The sequence below is a fragment of the Candidatus Neomarinimicrobiota bacterium genome, assembly GCA_022573815.1.
GTDB lineage: Bacteria > Fidelibacterota > SORT01 > SORT01 > SORT01 > JACZTG01.
This window is the reverse complement of the sequence record JACZTG010000011.1, coordinates 50520-67539: the sequence shown is the minus strand read 5'-3', so window position 1 is coordinate 67539 and position 17020 is coordinate 50520. Positions and strand designations below refer to the sequence as shown.

Below are 17020 nucleotides of genomic sequence, written 5' to 3'. Positions count from 1 at the left end.
AGCGAAGTGAAATAATTAACAATTTCAGTAAAACTTATAATCGGATATTCAGCCAGGGGATGGTTATATGAAGAAAATAACAATCTATCCATTGATATTGATTCTGACAGCGTTCACAATTTCATGCGCAGGCGGTTACTCAAACAGCAATGAAACTGAAGCTAAAGAACCGGTAAAGTTGCTGCTGCTTTACACGAACGATATGCACGCTCAGTTTATTCCCGATGAGGCATTCTGGGTTGATGGTGAAAATAAGCCTCTCATAGGCGGCTTTGCGGCGCTCAAAGGATATATAGACCGCGAACAGGCTCTTGGAATTCCTTCAATTCTTCTGGACGCCGGAGATTTAATGACCGGTACTCCGTTGTCCAATATCGTTGTCGATGGAATAGAGGGCGGAGCGTTACTTAAGATGATGGACGAAATAGGCTACGACGTTATGACTCTTGGTAACCATGAATTTGATAATGGGCAAGAGAATATAAGAAAATTTTATGATTACGTAAGTTTTCCAATTATTAATGCCAATCTTCTAATAAATGGAAATTTATTAGCGCCATCAGCTTATGAGATTCTTGATGTTGCCGGAATTAAAATCGGCGTTATCGGTCTTATGACAAATGATTTTTTTAATGTTACAGCCAAACCTGTGACGGAGGGAATTGAACTCGGAAACAGTGTTGTATTGACCAATGAAATTGTAAAACAAATTGATCCTGTGACCGATTTGATAATATTGTTAACTCATGTGAGTGTGGAAGAGGATAGAGTTTTTGCCAGAGAGATACCGCTAATAGACATCATTGTGGGAGGACATTCTCACACAAGGCTTGCTAAACCGGTTGTCGAAAACGGAGTAATAATTTTGCAAGCAGGTTCCCGAACCTCACATCTTGGAAGACTTGAATTCACTGTTCAGGGAGACAGCGTTTCTGAATTCTCAGGCAGGCTGATACCAACATGGGTTGACTCAATAGATACCAATCCTATTATGGAAAGTACTATTGAAGAGTATGTGAAAGCCATTAATAGAAGTTTTGGAGATACACTTGCCACTCTCGTAAATGATTTAGTCCGCTCATCAAGTGGCGAATCAAACATAGGGAGTTGGATAGCCTCAATTATCAAAGAAGCCACGAATTCAGATTTGGGAATAATTAATAGCGGAGGTATTAGAAAAGGAGTTTCTGCCGGGCCTTTAACAAAACTTGATGTAATCGAAATCCTTCCCTTTAAGAATTATTTAACTACATATGAAGTAACAGGTAAGCAGTTATTGAGTTTTATGGCTTACTGTGCTGAGCAATCGGTAAGTTCAGATCGACGGAATGTACAGGTGTCAGGTATTTCATACAAATATAAATCTAATGAAGACGGTATGGAGCTGATAGAAGCTAAAATAGGAGGAAGTCCTGTAATACCGGAAAAAATCTATAAAGCGGGTACAATAGATTTCGTATCTGATAGCCAGCCTCTTTTATATCTTGGGTTCAGACCGTCAAATATTGAACATCTGAATATATTGGTATCAGAAGTTGTTATGAAGTATGCTAAAGAAGCGAAAGTTATTGAAGCTAAGCTTACCGGAGCGATAACAAGAATAGAATAGTATTAACTATTAATTTTTAGCAGTGAAAAGCTGATATAAAAGATTTTCCAAAAGAGAAGCATCCGCTTCACTGAAAGCGTCCAGGCTGTCGCTATCAACATCTAAAAGCGCAAACAAGTTGTTTTCGGAATCCCGGACAGGTAGTACTATTTCTGATTTGGAATTAGGATCACAGGCAATATGTCCCGGAAACTTTTCAACATCAGGAACTATAACCGTCTTATTCTCTTTATAAGATTTTCCACAGACTCCGTCATATCCTATAGAGGCGCAGGCGGGTGGACCCGCGCTTGGACCCATAGTCATATCCGTATCTTTTGGATAGTAAAACCCAACCCAAAAATAATAATCTAATGAATTGTGTAATTCTTTAACAAGAATCTGCATCTTCTCTTCTCTTGTGGAAGTTGCGATAGACCTCTCTATAATCTGCGCACAAATGTCATTTAAGAGATTGTTATTATTAGTAATTATGCTATTTTCACTTTCCTGCATACCAAAACATACCGTTTTTTAATGATAAAAACAGCAAATTATGTAACAACCTTATACTTTTAATCGTATGTTATCAGGCGATGAAGAATATGTATAAAAGAATAATCATCAGTTCGGCGATAATGCTGATAACGTTGTTTGGCGTTATAGCAACAGGTGTCAAAAAGGTTCCTGAGATAACCACAATTTCTAAGGAAGCGCTTGAATTCTATTTGGAAGGTGTAGAGCACGCTCAAAATTTTTATAGAAAGGAAGCGATTCAGGCGTTTGAAAGCGCTATTGAATTAGATCGTGAATTTGCAATGGCGTATTTAGGATTATCCAGTGCTTATAGAATACAAGGTGACTACATAAAATCCCGGCAGCTGATTGAAAAAGCCGCAATGTTCGAGGAATTTGTCACCGAAAGGGAAGCATTGATAATCGAAATTGAAAGAAACGATGGAGAAGAGCATGACCAAAGTTTATCCGACAGCCTCATACAGGTATTATTCGATAAATACCCGAATACGGTAGATTCTCACGATTTAAAAGCCCAATTGGCAATTCGCAATTTAGATATTACTGAGGCAATAAATCACTACGAAAAAATTCTGAAAATAGATAGTGATTTCGCTCCGGTTTATAATACTCTTGGGTATATGTATGCCAGGCAGGGTCGTTACGAGGATGCAATCAGGAATCTGAAAATATATGCGGAAAAAGCCTCAGGACAGGCAAATCCGTATGACAGTCTTGGTGAAATATTGATAAGGGTTGGTAGATATGAGGAGGCAATAGAAAGTTTGAGGAAAGCGTTAGAAATTAAACCGGAACTCAGCCAAGAGAAAAGTTTCCTCGGAGCCGCTATAAATAAAAATCTCGGAAACGCCTACTTCGGATTAGGTCAGATTTCTAAAGCAATTGAATATTTTGACCGGGCGCAAGCATTAAATCCGGGTGAAAATATAGCTACCGAAGCTGTAACTAATAAATTTATGGTTTTGCTTATCTCGAACAATAAAGAAGAATTTATTTCAAATTTAGATGAGTTAGAATCGCTTAAAACTAATGATAACACCAAACCCTATGCTCATCTTATTCATGGTATCTACTTTCTACAAACGAAAAATATAGATTCTGCCATTAAGGAATCAGATGAGTTAACTATTGCAATAAATACTCTCGCGGAGAATAACTCCAGCGCCATGCATAGATTTCGACCGATTCAGGGATTCCTTGAAGCTGAAATTCTTATTAGCCAAAAAAGATATTCTGAAGCGATAGATGTTTTTAAAACTAAATGTTTTATCTCGGAAGAAGTAAAGCAATCTCAATGGCTGAATTGGCGATTGGCGGAAGCGTATCGTCTTGAAGGAGAATTTGAAAAGAGTGAGAATTTAGTCAATGATTATCTAAAGATTAATCCGAATAATTTTTTGTTAAGGTCGGTTATGGTACAAGCGCATTTCGACAAAGGGGATTATAAAAAAGCAAAGAACGAGCTGAAGAAATTAAAAAAGCTTTTAGCAGGCGCAGACAGCGCCCTTTCAATCATTTCAAATATGAATAATATTGAAGAAGCTTTGGAAGTACTTCTTTAATTTCCGCTCTGTTTGATTTGCTAATTGTTGAAAGTTGGAACTTTTACTTAAATTCCGTATATAATAAGTAGGAGTTAGTCGATGAGAAAATCTTTTCTCAGGAGGTAGATTATAAAGTTATTATCGTTTATACTGTTACAAGCATTACTCTTTCAGGGTTGTTTCTCCGGAGCGCGTAACCCAAACAACAACGCTTACTATGATGGATTTCACGAGTCAACAGCTGTTGAGAGCACTCGTATTGAAAAGACCGAATGGGAATATAACGAATCTCACGAGACGGCAGCGCAGAATACATATTATTACGATCCTAACTATACGAATCGTTATAATATGTATGGTTACAATAACGCATGGTATTGGCGTTCGATGTACAGACCGTATAATTACAGATCTAACAGCCGCTATAGTTTTTATTTCGGTTACAATTACAGACCGTCGCGTTATTACGGGCACGATAATTATAATTTTTTCGATCCTTATTATGACTACTCATATAATTCCTTCTTCTACGATGATTATTATTACCCGTCCTACCCAAGTTATTACCATAGCACTAATTCTAATTACTACCAATATCGAACCGGCTCAGGGTCAGGAACTCCTCAAAATTCTAACGCTGTAAGAAAGTTCAACCGATTAAGACATACCGGTTCTTCATCAGCGCTGAACGGCTCTAATCCTGCTCCATATTATATTCCGCTCATCAAGTCTGTAAAAACAAATGAGAATGAAGGCAGTAAAAGAGCAACTGTTAGAAAATCAAAGAGCAGAGGCACATCAGAGGTAAAAAGCAGATCAAGCTCAAGGAAGAGTAAAGAAGTGAAAAGCAGTGGCAAAAAAACAACTACCGTTAAATCAAGTTCTCATCGAGGCAGGTCGGGTAAAAGCAGATCCATTACAAAAAGTGACTCCGGGGAAAAGAGTAGTTCTACCAAAAAAAGCAGTAAACGGAAATAACTTATCTGTTCCAAACATTGAATTTTGGAAAATAAAATGAAAAAAATAACACTGATAGGAATTATAATGTGTTGGGGAGCAACATCGCTGTTCGCACAGAATATAACCGATGCGCTGCGACCATTCAGAGGTGTAAGCGGTTTAGGCGCGCGGGCTATTGCGTTAGGCGGAGCATATACTTCTATCAGCAACGATTTTACCGCTACCTTTTGGAATCCAGCCGGGCTGGCTCAGATCAGAAAAAACTCAATTTACACTTCCATAGGACATCTTTCTCATGATGCTGATATATCGTTCGGGAGTAATCAGGCTTCGCCGTTAACGGAAAGTTATACACGTCTTGATGGAATAGGCATTGTGTATAAAAGTCCCCTTAGCAGGAACAATATGGTTTGGGCAATTGGGAGGAATACGCTGTTTGTGTTTGATAACAGATTAGCTGTACCAACGGGGGGGGCAGGCGAAAGTCTTAGTATCATTGAAACCGGAGAGATTCATGCCTGGACAGGCGCGGTAGCGGTTGATATATCACCTCGAACATCATTTGGTGTTTCGGTCAACTGGCTTCGGGGGTCGGACGATTATGATTTCAGGGAAAATAGCGGAGAATCGAGCATTTCGGAAAACTTTACCCCTACTTATAATGGGTTTTCGATGATTTTCGGAGGATTGTACAGAAGTGATTACGCAAACTTTGGTATAAGCATAACAGCGCCCACTATTTATAATGTAGATGATTCATGGAATATTTTGGATGTATATGCCGATTCATCTGTCAATTATACCGGTTCCAACGAATACAGACTAATAATGCCATTTAAATTTAATGCGGGAATATCTTCATTTATCGGTAATACTCTGTTGGCAGCGGATATTCATCTGACGGATTACAGTCAGATAGAATTCAGCTCGGAAATCATTGATGAGGGCGTGTCGCTTGACAGCGAAATAAACAGAGCTATATCCTCAGAACTAAGGACAACGGTTGGTTATTCTATCGGACTGGAATATCTTCTGCCCACAACAGATTTGAAGCTGCGACTGGGTTTGGCTAAAGACCCAAGCCCTTATAAAGATGATGACGGCGACGACAGGCTCCTCGTATCTGCAGGATTGAGCGTGTTGTTGGACAAGCAGGTGAAAGTGGATTTAACGTTCGTTAGAACAAGCTGGGAGACAAATTTCAGCAGTGAATTCTTCCCTCAGACGATAAAAGAGGACGCATCCGACAATCGATTCCTTCTGTCGCTCTCATATCGGTATTAAAATATTTTTAGATAATTTTTGACTTATTTCACTTGGGCGATTAAAATGTTAGCCCAAGCAGAAAAATTTATATCAAATAAACAGAAGAGTGAATATGAAGGTGATGATCTGAGGAATTTTCTGGAACGTCTGTTGATAATACTCCTGTAGGAGTGGTTGATAATAGTGTTCTACCTGAAACGTATGCAATCTCAGCGAACTACCCGAACCCGTTCAATCCGACAACTGAAATCAATTATCAGGTGCCGGAAAACGCTAATGTGAAGATTGTAATTTTCAATCTCCTGGGTCAAAAGGTTGCCACGTTGGTCGATGATGAACTGGTGGCGGGTTTCCATTCCACCCAGTTCAATGGTTTGACGGATCGTGGAAGACCGCTGTCATCCGGAATTTATTTCTATAGAATGACAACCGGCGGTTTCAGTAAGACTCAAAAGATGATGTTTCTTAAATAGGGTTACTCATCTGAAATATAAGATTGACTTGAAGGGTCGGCTTTTGCCGACCCTTCATTATTTATAATGCTCATATAATTTACTTGACTACGCAGGGCTGACTGATATATTAGGTAGCAGGAATAAGGGGCACAGACTACTCTAATGGAAAGAAAAATCCGAACTCCGGCAGTTGCAGGGACATTTTATCCCGAGGATGAAAAGGATTTGACTGAGCTTATTCAAAAATGCCTTCCGATTGGCGATATTCCTGAACCTGATAGCGATCTGATTTCGTTGGTGGCTCCTCACGCCGGTATTGTATATTCCGGTCAGGTAGCCGGATTTGCGTATAACTTATTAAAAGATAAGAAAAAACAGAACATTCTAATTCTCGCGCCGAGTCACCACGAATATTTTGCAGGCGGGACGCTTTACGATGGAGACGCCTACGCTACTCCGCTGGGAGAAGTACCTATTAATTCCGATCTGTCACAGAAGATATCAGACAGTTCAAAACATATTAAGTTTTCACCGATAGGGCATGAGAAGGAACATTCGTTAGAAGTTCAGCTGCCTTTCCTGCAAGAGGTACTAAAAAATGATTTTAATATTATTCCTCTTATAATCGGAAATATTAACCTCGATATCGCTTCTGAAATTGCCGAGTCAATCGCGGGCGTAATTTCAGCTGCCGAGGAAGATGTCCTTCTCATAGCGAGTACCGACCTATCTCATTTTCACGATCAGGAAAGAGCCAAAGTTTTGGATAATCGTACGGCTGAGTATCTTGAATCAATGTCAATTGATATGCTCTACAATGAATGTGAAAACGGTAATTGCGAAGCCTGCGGTATCAATCCCCTCGCTGTGGTAATAAAAGCCTCTCAGCTTCTCGGGGCTTCAAATGTAGATATATTGAAGTACGCCACTTCCGGCGACGTCAGCGGAGACTATAAAAGCGTGGTAGGGTATCTCTCAGCGGCGATCAGAGCATAATTCAGATGTTCACCAAAGAACAAAAAGATTTAATGCTGAGTACGGCGCGTGACGTTATTTCGTCATGCGCAAAAAATGAAAATATAAAAGTAAATGATGCTATGATGAATATCAGCGATGAACCGATGGGCGTATTTGTTACCCTGCGGAAAAATGAAGAACTCAGAGGATGCATCGGTTATGTTGAGGGTTATAAACCGCTTTATGAGTCTATTCCTGAAATGTCGGAAGCTGCGGCGACAAGGGATCCACGCTTTGATCCGGTAAAGGAAGATGAAATAGAGGAAATCAGTCTGGAAATATCATTGCTATCCCCGCTTGAGAGGATAGAATCGCCGGAGCAAGTTGAAGTCGGAAAACACGGGATAGTCATTAAAAAGGGCGCTAACAAAGGTTTACTGCTTCCGCAGGTCGCAACAGAAAATAACTGGGATAGTAAGACTTTTCTGGAACATACCTGCCTGAAAGCGAACCTGTTATCCGGTTCCTGGAAGGATGAAGAGACGGAAATTTATGTATTTTCCGCGGAAGTATTCGGCGAAGGTTCTGACGATTAATCTTGCAAATAAAAATGTCGCTCTCATCGGGGCAGGACGAGTGGGACGCTCAATAATGGTATCGCTTGTGGAAGCCGGTTATACTCCTGCCGCTATCATAAGCGGGTCGGTAAATTCAGCGAAGTCGTTGGCTGATAGAGTCGGTACAGATTCATTCGGAACGGGTTACGACATCCTGACAGAGGATACCGACCTGATTATCATAGCCGTTCAGGACGACAGACTCGAAAATGTAGTTGCGAAATTAGCCTCTAATCTAAAATTCCCCCACGAACCTTTGATAGTTCACACATCCGGAATTCAGGAATCAACGATTATGGAATCGCTCTTGCAAAAGGGAGCCGGGATAGCGTCAATACACCCGGCTGCATCGTTCCCGGAAAACAAAATACTCCCGCTCAAAGATGTTCGTTTCGGCGTAGAGGGGGTCAACGCCGAAGAAGCTGTTGAACTGGTGAAGTTTATGGGCGGCATACCATTTATGATTGAGACAGGAAAAAAAGCGCTGTATCATGCAGCGTGCACAGTCGCCAGCGGCTATCTCAACACACTTCTAACAGTTTCAGAGGAGCTTATGGTGCGAGCCGGAGTGGATTCACCGAAAAGCATTATCAGCGATTTAGCGAAAACGGCTTTAAATGGTTGGGACGAAACGGGATTTGCGGCAATAACAGGTTCAATTGCCCGAGGTGATGTGGATTCTGTCCGTAAGCATATCGGTTCTTTGGACAAAAACGATAAGAATCGGGCTGTTTACATGGAGCTTGCGCTTAAAACAATTGAATTATGTGAAGGAGAAGGACTAATAGATGAACAAACATCCCTTAATATGAAGGGTAATTTAATCCCGGTCACGCCTTGAAACATACTAAATATCTTGAATTTTTACTCTGATGTTCCTACATTTCCACGTCTATGACCGAACTTTTAATGGCCGGAAGCGTAACAGAAATACGCATGAACAGTAAATAAGGAAAAGAAAATAAAGTGTTTCCAATATTATTTAAATTAGGACCTCTTCAGGTAACAAGTTTTGGATTTATGATGGCTGTAGCATTCCTTGTCTGTGCCTGGATCCTGCGGAAAGAACTTGCCCGAAACAAGTTAGATTCTGATTTATCTTATGAACTTATTATGGCAGCGGCTATCGGCGGAGTTATAGGATCAAAAATAAATTTCCTTCTCACTCACCTTGACGCGGTGGCGATTGATCCGTTCGGTATGATATTTTCAGGAGCGGGTTTGGTCTGGTATGGCGGACTTATCGGCGGCACGTTTGCAGTTATGTTTTGGGCAAAAAAACACGGTCTTTCCGTTGGTTTCACGGCGGGTCTTATGGCTCCGTTGATGGCGCTCGGACAGGGAATCGGAAGAATCGGCTGTTTCCTCGTGGGAGACGATTGGGGAAAGGCGTCCTCGGTTCCGTGGGCTATGTCATTTCCAAATGGGATTGATCCTGTGAATTATCCGGTGCACCCGACTCAGCTATACGAGATGACAGCTCTATTCGTTATTTTTGGAGTTATGTGGGTAAACAGAAAAAAAATTCAGACTGTCTGGATGCCTTTCTGGCTATATCTTGTTTTATCCGGAATTCAGCGGTTCATCATCGAATTTTACAGGAAAAACACTCCTGTGATGGGGAGTTTTACGCTTGCTCAAGTTACAAGCGTGATTCTTATTATAATCGGAGGATATTCGATTTATAAAATTTATGCAGATAAAGCGCCGAAAAGAGCTGCCGCAAAACAAAATTAGTGGGCAAATATTTTCAATTCTTTAATTCTTTAACATGGAGAACCGATACCGTCAACAGTTACAGGTAATGTGCTGATTTTTATTAACCTGAAATATTGAAAACGGAGGAAGTTCCGATTGTTACAATGTTCATAAAAACAGTGTTCCTCTTATTCGCTGTGTTTCTTACAACTTCGAATCTTTCCGCTCAATCGCACTGGCAAATGACCGGAGAACTGATAATTAAGGGGCTTGACTACGGAACAAAGCTATCCCGGATCGTTCATTCGTCTTCAGGCATTATATACGCTCTCGACAGTGAAGGTAACAGACTCCTTAAAATATCAAGCGATGGAGAACTGCAGAACTGGATTGGCGGATTTGGATGGAGCGATGAGCAATTCGACCTTCCTTCGGATATTTGGGTTACCGGGCTTGATATTTTTATAGCCGACCAGAATAATCACAGGATTCAGCGATACGATATCGAACTGAATTTTATCTCTTCACTTGAAGGCGTTTCGGAAGAAACAGGTATAATAGATTTTGAATATCCGACCGCTGTTGCTCAATCAAGCAGAGGTGACTTTTACGTTGCCGATCCGGTTAACGGGCAGCTGCTCAAATATTCAAGCGAAGGTGACTTTCTACTTAAATTCGGAGGATTGGGTTACAGCGAAGGCAGGTTGATTGAGCCTGTGAGCATCGGCATAACCGGCAATGAAACAGTCGTAGTCGCTGACAGGGAAAGAAACCTGATTATATTGTTCGACGAATTTGGCAATTACATCAATTCCGCGGGAGAAGGTTTGTTTTCGGATATTCTTGCCGTTGCAATTACTAAGGCAAATCAAATAGTCGTTCTTGACGGTGACAGTAAAATTATTTATCTGTTTTCAGAAAATATGAATGAATATTCTGTTATTGATATTTCAGAAGTGTCGGATAGGTTTGTCCAACCGGTCGATATCAGCGTGATAAATGAAAAAATCTTCATATTGGATTCGGATACTCAAACTCTATTACAATTCGAATTACGATGAGAAATCAGATCCGAATTATTAGTCTTTTGATATTCAGTTGGATTATTTCAACCGGATTTCAATCAACCATTCTCGCTCAATCAACTGATATAATTACCAATTATTCTCTTCTGAATAGAGTTTTCGACTTAACTATTTATCCGACTGTTAAAGTATTTCCTCTCCCGAATAAAAATATCGAACCTGAATCTGAATCAGTGATTTCAAAAAGCGATACGCTTCAAAGAGACCTGAATTATCAAATAGATTATGTTAAAGGGATAATCACATTCAGAGAGGTGTGGGCGGATACAACTCAGCTGACTATATCTTATACGATTCTGCAACCGTTTGAGACTATCAGTGAACGGTTATTTGACGGTCCCATTCTCCTTGATGAGGAAACTGATTCAACCCCGATAACGAAATCGAGGACTCTGTCAGGTGGAAAACGGTTTAGCCTTTTTGAAGAGGAAAAAATAAGATCACGAGGGTCATTGGTAAGAGGGCTGAAAATAGGGAGCAGCGAAGGTCTGTCACTGAACTCGGGGTTACGACTACAGCTCAATGGGGAAGTGGCGGAGGGTGTGATGCTCGTGGCATCTATGACGGATCAAAATACGCCCTTTCAACCTTCGGGAAATACACAATCGCTGAAGGAAATAGATAAAATATCTATCGGATTGAGCGGTAGTAATTTTAATATGATTCTTGGAGACATAGAGGTCGATTATCGAGAGACTAATTTCGCTAATTACCGAAGAAAATTGCAGGGAGGAAAAGGCAGCGCTAAAATCGGTTCGTCCGAAATCAGCTTTGCCGGGGCAGTCAGTCGCGGCAAGTTTCGCACGGCATCATTTATCGGAATAGAGGGCAATCAAGGGCCATATAGGCTCACAGGCGATGACGGGTCAATTAATGTGTTTGTTATAGCCGGTTCTGAAAAGGTATATATAGACGGTGAACGGATGGTGAGGGGTGAGACGAACGATTATGTTATTGATTACAGCAATTCAGAATTAAAATTTACTCCTTACAGGATAATCACTTCCGACTCGCGGATAACGGTGGATTATGAGTTCTCTGACCGCAGCTATAACAGGAGCGTGATAGCATCCTCCGTTTCGACCATATTGTCTGATGGAAAAGTTAAATTCGGTGGAAGATTCATCCGTGAATCAGATGATCGGAATCAGCCTATCGGAATTGATTTTAACTCAAATGAAATAAATGCGTTATCGTTGTCCGGAGACGGGAACGCCTTTGCTGACGGCGGAGTCCATGTCGGAGCGGGTATGGGAGCATATAATAAGGTATTCAATTCTGACAGTGGAGATTCGGTGTTTTCTTTTGTCGGAAAGGAAGCTGATGGTTCTTTCATCGGGGAATGGGCGGTACTTTTCACTCAAGTAGGAGAAGGAAAGGGGGATTACGATAATCGAATAGGTGATTCACTGTTTGTCACGGCTGACGGTAACTTATTTTTCGATTTCGTCGGAGCGGGAAATGGTTCATTCATCGCGAAGAAACTGTTAAAAACCCCGCTGTCTCAATCAATATTCAGTTTTGATATGTCACTGCATCCTACGAAAAACTTAAAGATCGAAACGGAAATCGGGTTGAGTGAGCAAGACAGAAATACATTTTCTTCAATTGGGGATGGAGATAACAGCGGTAGCGCATTTCTCGTGAAAAGTGAATACAGCTCAACTGAGAATAATAAAATCGGCATAATAGTTGATGGTTATTTCAGAAGAATTGAGAAAGATTTCAGTCGTATTGGCAGAATAGACGAAATTGAATTTGACAGAAAATGGAATATTCCGGGCGGGTTTAGTGGTACAGAGACGATTATGGAAACCGGAGCAAAATTATTAAGTAAAAACGGGGTAGAAGTATATGGCAAAGTCGGAAATCTTGAAATTAAAAACAGATGGAATTCGAATAGAATTGAATTAGGCTCAAAAGGAGATTTCTCCACATTTGGTAATTATTATCTTAATCAGGAAAGCCTTTCATCCAATAGTATTGGTGACTCCTCGAAAAGCGATTGGATAAGAAGAAAGGGCAGATTGGAAAAACGGATTAGCTCATTCTCTCCATATGCGGGATTTGAATTTGAAGACAAAAAAGATTCCGACAGTCTCATGACTGGTTTCAAATTCACCGAATCATTCGTAGGGATAAAAGCGGAAAAAATCGGTGCGCTGAATGCTTTCATCGAATATCGCGAGCGCAATGATGAATCGTTTTTAGATAATATTCTTCAGCCACGCTCCAATGCGATCTCAAAAACTCTCGGCTTTGAAATTCCGTCAAATAAAACATTCTCTTCATCGGTAAGATTTTCACGTCGGACGAGAAGTTTTAAAGGAGAATTCAAATCTATTCAGTCGGCTTCGAAATCTAATCTTATCGCCATACGAACCAATCTGCATCCGTTCAATGGGGCATTTAGACTAACTACGGATTATCGGGCTGCTAACGAATTAATATCCGGGCAGGAGAGAGTTTACTTGCGAGTGGAGGAAGGTAGGGGGAATTTCCGTTTCGATGAAGATGTGAATGAGTATGTACCTGACGAAACGGGAGATTTCGTATTAAGGACAAGACAAACGGACATCTATGAGCCTGTTACCGACCTGAGACTTAGCATTCGAATGATGATTTCCCCGAAAAGAATGAAGAGCAGGCGTGGAAGGAAAAGTAAAAGAGGGTTTTGGCAGCAGTTTTCTTCAAGAACGTTTATAAGGATCGACGAAAAATCCAGAGAAACAGATACTGCTTCACTGTTCCTCTTCAAAAATTCCTTTTTTAGAAATAGTGTCACTACCATCAGAGGAAATCTTACTTTTGAGGAAGATTTGACTCTCTTAGAAAAAAGAGATGGAAGTTCACTGCGGCTGAGATACCGGTATTTTGAAGAGATGAACAATCAATTTGTTTCGGGAGGCGAGGAGCAGCTAACAAGGGAGACTTCTTTCAGATGGAAGAAAACAATATCACCATCAACGCGCTATGAATTTGAAGGGAATCATCAATCAACTCTAAAAAATTTCACGTCTTTTGCGCGAAGAAGCAGAAAAATCAACTCCAACGAGCTGAGCCTGAATCTGTCGCACCTTCCGAGCTCCAAGATAGAATTTGGCTCCAAAATCAAATATGGATGGGATACGGACTCAAAACAATCTTCGGATTTAAAGGCGACGCTGAGGGAAATCGAGTTACGGAATAATTATTTTCTGAAGAAAAGAGGTATGGTCAGATTACTTTTTGGATGGGCGCATGTAAACGTATCCCCCAATGGTACACCGATAACGTTTGAAATGGCAAACGGCTTTAAGGAAGGCGACAATTTCAGATGGAGCATCGGTGTCGATTATCGCATTGGGAGCAACCTTAACGCAATGTTGACTTACGAAGGCAAGAACGAATCGTTTCGGGATACAAGACATATAGGCAGAGCAGAGGTGCGGGCATGGTTCTAATCAGAATTTTAATTTTATGTCTGCTTATTGTGGGAAACATATCCCTCAGCGTAGCAAATGAAATCCGGTTAGAGTATTCAGGCGTAAAAGCTGCGGATGCTAAAGAAATTGAAAAGTTATTGGAGTCTGCGACTTTAGAAAATGCTAAAGCCGCCGCTGATCGGATATTGAATTATTACGCAGAAATGGGTTATTACTCAGCGCGGATAGATACGTTAGAGCTATCCCAACAGGAAGATACGACATTTATTAAGTTAGTGATAAGCGAAGGCCCGCTTTACAGAGTCGGCGACTCAAGCGTACTGAATGATTCAGATATAGTTCTTAAGAATATCCCGAACAGAAAAGGAGAGCCGATTAATTTAGATTTAGTTCGCCTTGACGCTAAAGATATTATTTCCACGCTGGCGGACGAAGGCCGTCCGCACTCAATTGTGGAAGTAAATTCCGTCATCGTTAATTCAGGGAGTGACTCTAAGATAAATTTCGAATTCAATGTGATGACAGGTGAAGCGGTGACTCTGGATACGGCTATTTTCCGCGGGAATAAGACCACTCAGCCGCGATTCCTGATGAGAGAAATGAGATTCAGAAAAAACGAATTATACTCCAAAACGACTGTTAACCGTCAGCTTGCGCTGCTAAACAGACTCGGATACATTTCAGAAGCGGAACAAATCGGGATTGGAAGACAGAAGAACGGCAGTGACGCTTTAGTTGTGGAACTAAACGAATCCAATGCTAACAGACTGAACGGCATAATCGGGTTTATCCCCGAAGACCAAAGCGGACAGGGGGGATTTATTACAGGTTTATTGGAATTTAAATTCGGGAATATATTCGGCAGCGGGCGAGAGCTTAATGCGTATTGGGAAAAAATTGATAGGAACAGTGAAGAGATAAAATTGAGTTACGACGAACCTTACCCATTTGGCTATCCCATAAAACCCGGGATCTCTTTCGCCCAGTTAGTGCAGGATTCCTCCTACATTAAACGCGATTTGGAGCTGAGAATTAAAATTCCTTTAACATTCAATCTGGGTGTTTTTGCAAGCGCAGCTCGTGAGAAGGTAAATGCGCGTGAATTCGGGAGAAGAGAATTAGGATTAACTGATTATTCCGCGCTGAGCGTAACAGGCGGATTCCATTTTGATGACCGTGATTTTATTTTTAATCCGATGAGTGGAGTATATTATGAAACCAGTATCACCCGGACAAGCAGAAAGGAAGCAGGGATAGGAAGAATAACGGGCAGAAGATTCGGGATTCGCGCCGAGTATTACCAAAAGTTCAGTAAAAGAAGCCTGCTTGCAATCATTATAAACGGATATGATTCAAGGTATAACAACAGTTCTGTACCATTTGCTGAACTTTATCGTGTGGGTGGCGCAAGCACTCTCAGAGGTTATAGAGAAGACCAATTCAGAGGCGCTCAAGTGGCGTGGACCAATATTGAATATCGCGTTATCACCGGTAAGTTATCGAGAATGTTCATTTTCGGAGATGCAGGATTTATTTCGGGGACCCCGAATGGGAGAGATGAAAGTAAACTATCCTACGGCGCCGGGATTCGGCTTACGACTGCTATCGGTCAAATCGGTATAGATTATGGTATTGGCGCGGATGATACGTTTTCAAACGGTAAAGTGCATCTCAGTTTGAACGGCGTTTTTTAAATCCCTAATTTCTCGCAGTTCAGAATCACTTCATCGCAAATTAAATCAACATCATCATCAGACAGTTCAGGATATAACGGAAGTGACAGAACTTCACCACTGCATTTCTCCGAAACGGGAAAGTCCCCGTTTTTATAACCCAAATATTGGAACGACGGCTGAAGATGTAACGGAATAGGATAGTGTATTGCTGTGGCGATTTCCGAATCTGCCAGCGCTTTCGCCAGCTCATCTCTTTTTGATGTTCTAATTACATATTGATGCCAAGCGTGTTTTCTGCCGTTTGCTTCCGATGGTAATTTTAATCCTGTTACGGCAAGTTTTTCGTTAAAGTGGCTTGCTATATCCCTAATTCGCGCAGTCCACTCAGAGAGATATTTAAGCTTTACGCTCAAAATAGCTGCCTGAATTGAATCCAATCTGTAATTATAGCCTACTATTTTATGTTCATATTTCGTATCCTGCCCGTGATTCGAGATAAGCCTGAGCTTTTGATTCAATTCCATATTATTTGTAACGCAAGCGCCGGCATCACCCATCGCCCCGAGATTCTTGCCGGGGTAAAAGCTGAATGTGCCTATATCTCCCAGAGTTCCTGCCTGTTTATCAAAATAAGTAGCGCCATGAGCTTGAGCCGCATCCTCAATAACATATAGTCCGTGTTTCTCGGCAATTTCCATTATGGGATTCATATCCGCCATTTGTCCATAAAGATGAACAGGCATTATTGCCTTAGTTTTGTTTGTGATTTTTTCTTCGATCAAAGAAGGATCAATGTTGAAAGATTCTTCTTCGATATCAACCAAAACGGGTTTAGCGCCAGTCGGATAGATGGTTTCAATTGTAGCTGCAAATGTGAATGGAACGGTGATCACCTCATCATCTCTGCCTATATCCAAAGCAATTAAAGCGGAATGAAGCGCCGCCGTCCCCGAAGCCATTCCAATTGAATATTTCGCACCCGCAAATTCGGCGAATTGTTCTTCAAAATCTGAAACCTTTTGACCCATAATAAACTGGCTGTTGTCAATAACTTCTTTAATCACAGCATCTATTTCCGATCTGATTTTTTCATGCTGTTTTTTCAAATCCGCCATATTTATTTTCATTCAGCTGCCTATTAGTTAATTATGAAAATTATTACCCATAATCTAAAGATTCCTTATTGAAATTCATAGCTGTCATCAGTAGATT

Annotated in this window: 14 protein-coding genes; 12 read left to right on the top strand and 2 right to left on the bottom strand. The window is 40.9% G+C overall.

Annotated features, from left to right (window positions below; genetic code table 11):
• The first annotated feature begins 67 nt into the window (after positions 1-67).
• The gene (locus IIB39_06325) at positions 68-1609 is read left to right on the top strand and encodes a bifunctional metallophosphatase/5'-nucleotidase (protein MCH8928318.1); all 1542 of its coding nucleotides are present in this window, start codon (positions 68-70) and stop codon (positions 1607-1609) included.
• 9 nt (positions 1610-1618) lie between these two features.
• Here IIB39_06325 and IIB39_06320 read toward each other — a convergent pair whose 3' ends face one another.
• The gene (locus IIB39_06320; GenBank protein MCH8928317.1) at positions 1619-2104 is read right to left on the bottom strand and encodes a GAF domain-containing protein; all 486 of its coding nucleotides are present in this window, start codon (positions 2102-2104) and stop codon (positions 1619-1621) included.
• Positions 2105-2193: 89 nt separating this feature from the next.
• Between IIB39_06320 and IIB39_06315 the strand changes: the two genes are divergently transcribed.
• The 11 genes from IIB39_06315 to IIB39_06265 all read left to right on the top strand — a co-directional run bounded on the left by IIB39_06315 (position 2194) and on the right by IIB39_06265 (position 15826).
• Positions 2194-3687, top strand: coding sequence for a tetratricopeptide repeat protein (locus tag IIB39_06315; GenBank protein ID MCH8928316.1), 1494 nt, complete (start codon positions 2194-2196; stop codon positions 3685-3687).
• Positions 3688-4020: 333 nt separating this feature from the next.
• Positions 4021-4647: a hypothetical protein gene (locus IIB39_06310; protein MCH8928315.1), complete on the top strand. Its 627-nt coding sequence runs from the start codon at positions 4021-4023 to the stop codon at positions 4645-4647.
• Positions 4648-4683: 36 nt separating this feature from the next.
• Positions 4684-5913: a hypothetical protein gene (locus IIB39_06305; protein ID MCH8928314.1), complete on the top strand. Its 1230-nt coding sequence runs from the start codon at positions 4684-4686 to the stop codon at positions 5911-5913.
• Positions 5914-6065: 152 nt separating this feature from the next.
• Positions 6066-6368 carry a T9SS type A sorting domain-containing protein gene (locus IIB39_06300; GenBank protein ID MCH8928313.1) on the top strand — a complete coding sequence of 101 codons (303 nt, stop codon included), beginning with the start codon at positions 6066-6068 and terminating at the stop codon, positions 6366-6368.
• 144 nt (positions 6369-6512) lie between these two features.
• Complete coding sequence (amrB, locus tag IIB39_06295) at positions 6513-7346, top strand: AmmeMemoRadiSam system protein B (GenBank protein MCH8928312.1); 834 nt, start codon at positions 6513-6515, stop codon at positions 7344-7346.
• Positions 7347-7351: 5 nt separating this feature from the next.
• Complete coding sequence (gene amrA / locus IIB39_06290; GenBank protein ID MCH8928311.1) at positions 7352-7903, top strand: AmmeMemoRadiSam system protein A; 552 nt, start codon at positions 7352-7354, stop codon at positions 7901-7903.
• Positions 7860-8765: a DUF2520 domain-containing protein gene (locus IIB39_06285; GenBank protein ID MCH8928310.1), complete on the top strand. Its 906-nt coding sequence runs from the start codon at positions 7860-7862 to the stop codon at positions 8763-8765. Before amrA ends, IIB39_06285 begins: the two co-directional genes overlap by 44 nt.
• Before the next feature lie 125 nt (positions 8766-8890).
• On the top strand, positions 8891-9661 hold the full coding sequence (gene lgt / locus IIB39_06280) for a prolipoprotein diacylglyceryl transferase (protein ID MCH8928309.1): 771 nt from the start codon (positions 8891-8893) through the stop codon (positions 9659-9661).
• 95 nt (positions 9662-9756) lie between these two features.
• Positions 9757-10683 (top strand): NHL repeat-containing protein, encoded by a 927-nt coding sequence (locus IIB39_06275; GenBank protein MCH8928308.1) that lies wholly within the window; start codon positions 9757-9759, stop codon positions 10681-10683.
• Positions 10680-14150 carry a hypothetical protein gene (locus IIB39_06270; GenBank protein MCH8928307.1) on the top strand — a complete coding sequence of 1157 codons (3471 nt, stop codon included), beginning with the start codon at positions 10680-10682 and terminating at the stop codon, positions 14148-14150. The genes IIB39_06275 and IIB39_06270 overlap by 4 nt, the downstream gene beginning before the upstream one ends.
• Complete coding sequence (locus IIB39_06265) at positions 14141-15826, top strand: BamA/TamA family outer membrane protein (GenBank protein MCH8928306.1); 1686 nt, start codon at positions 14141-14143, stop codon at positions 15824-15826. The genes IIB39_06270 and IIB39_06265 overlap by 10 nt, the downstream gene beginning before the upstream one ends.
• Here IIB39_06265 and IIB39_06260 read toward each other — a convergent pair.
• Positions 15823-16923, bottom strand: coding sequence for a DegT/DnrJ/EryC1/StrS family aminotransferase (locus tag IIB39_06260; protein MCH8928305.1), 1101 nt, complete (start codon positions 16921-16923; stop codon positions 15823-15825). The two genes, IIB39_06265 and IIB39_06260, sit on opposite strands and share 4 nt — an antisense overlap.
• Positions 16924-17020: the final 97 nt, after the last annotated feature.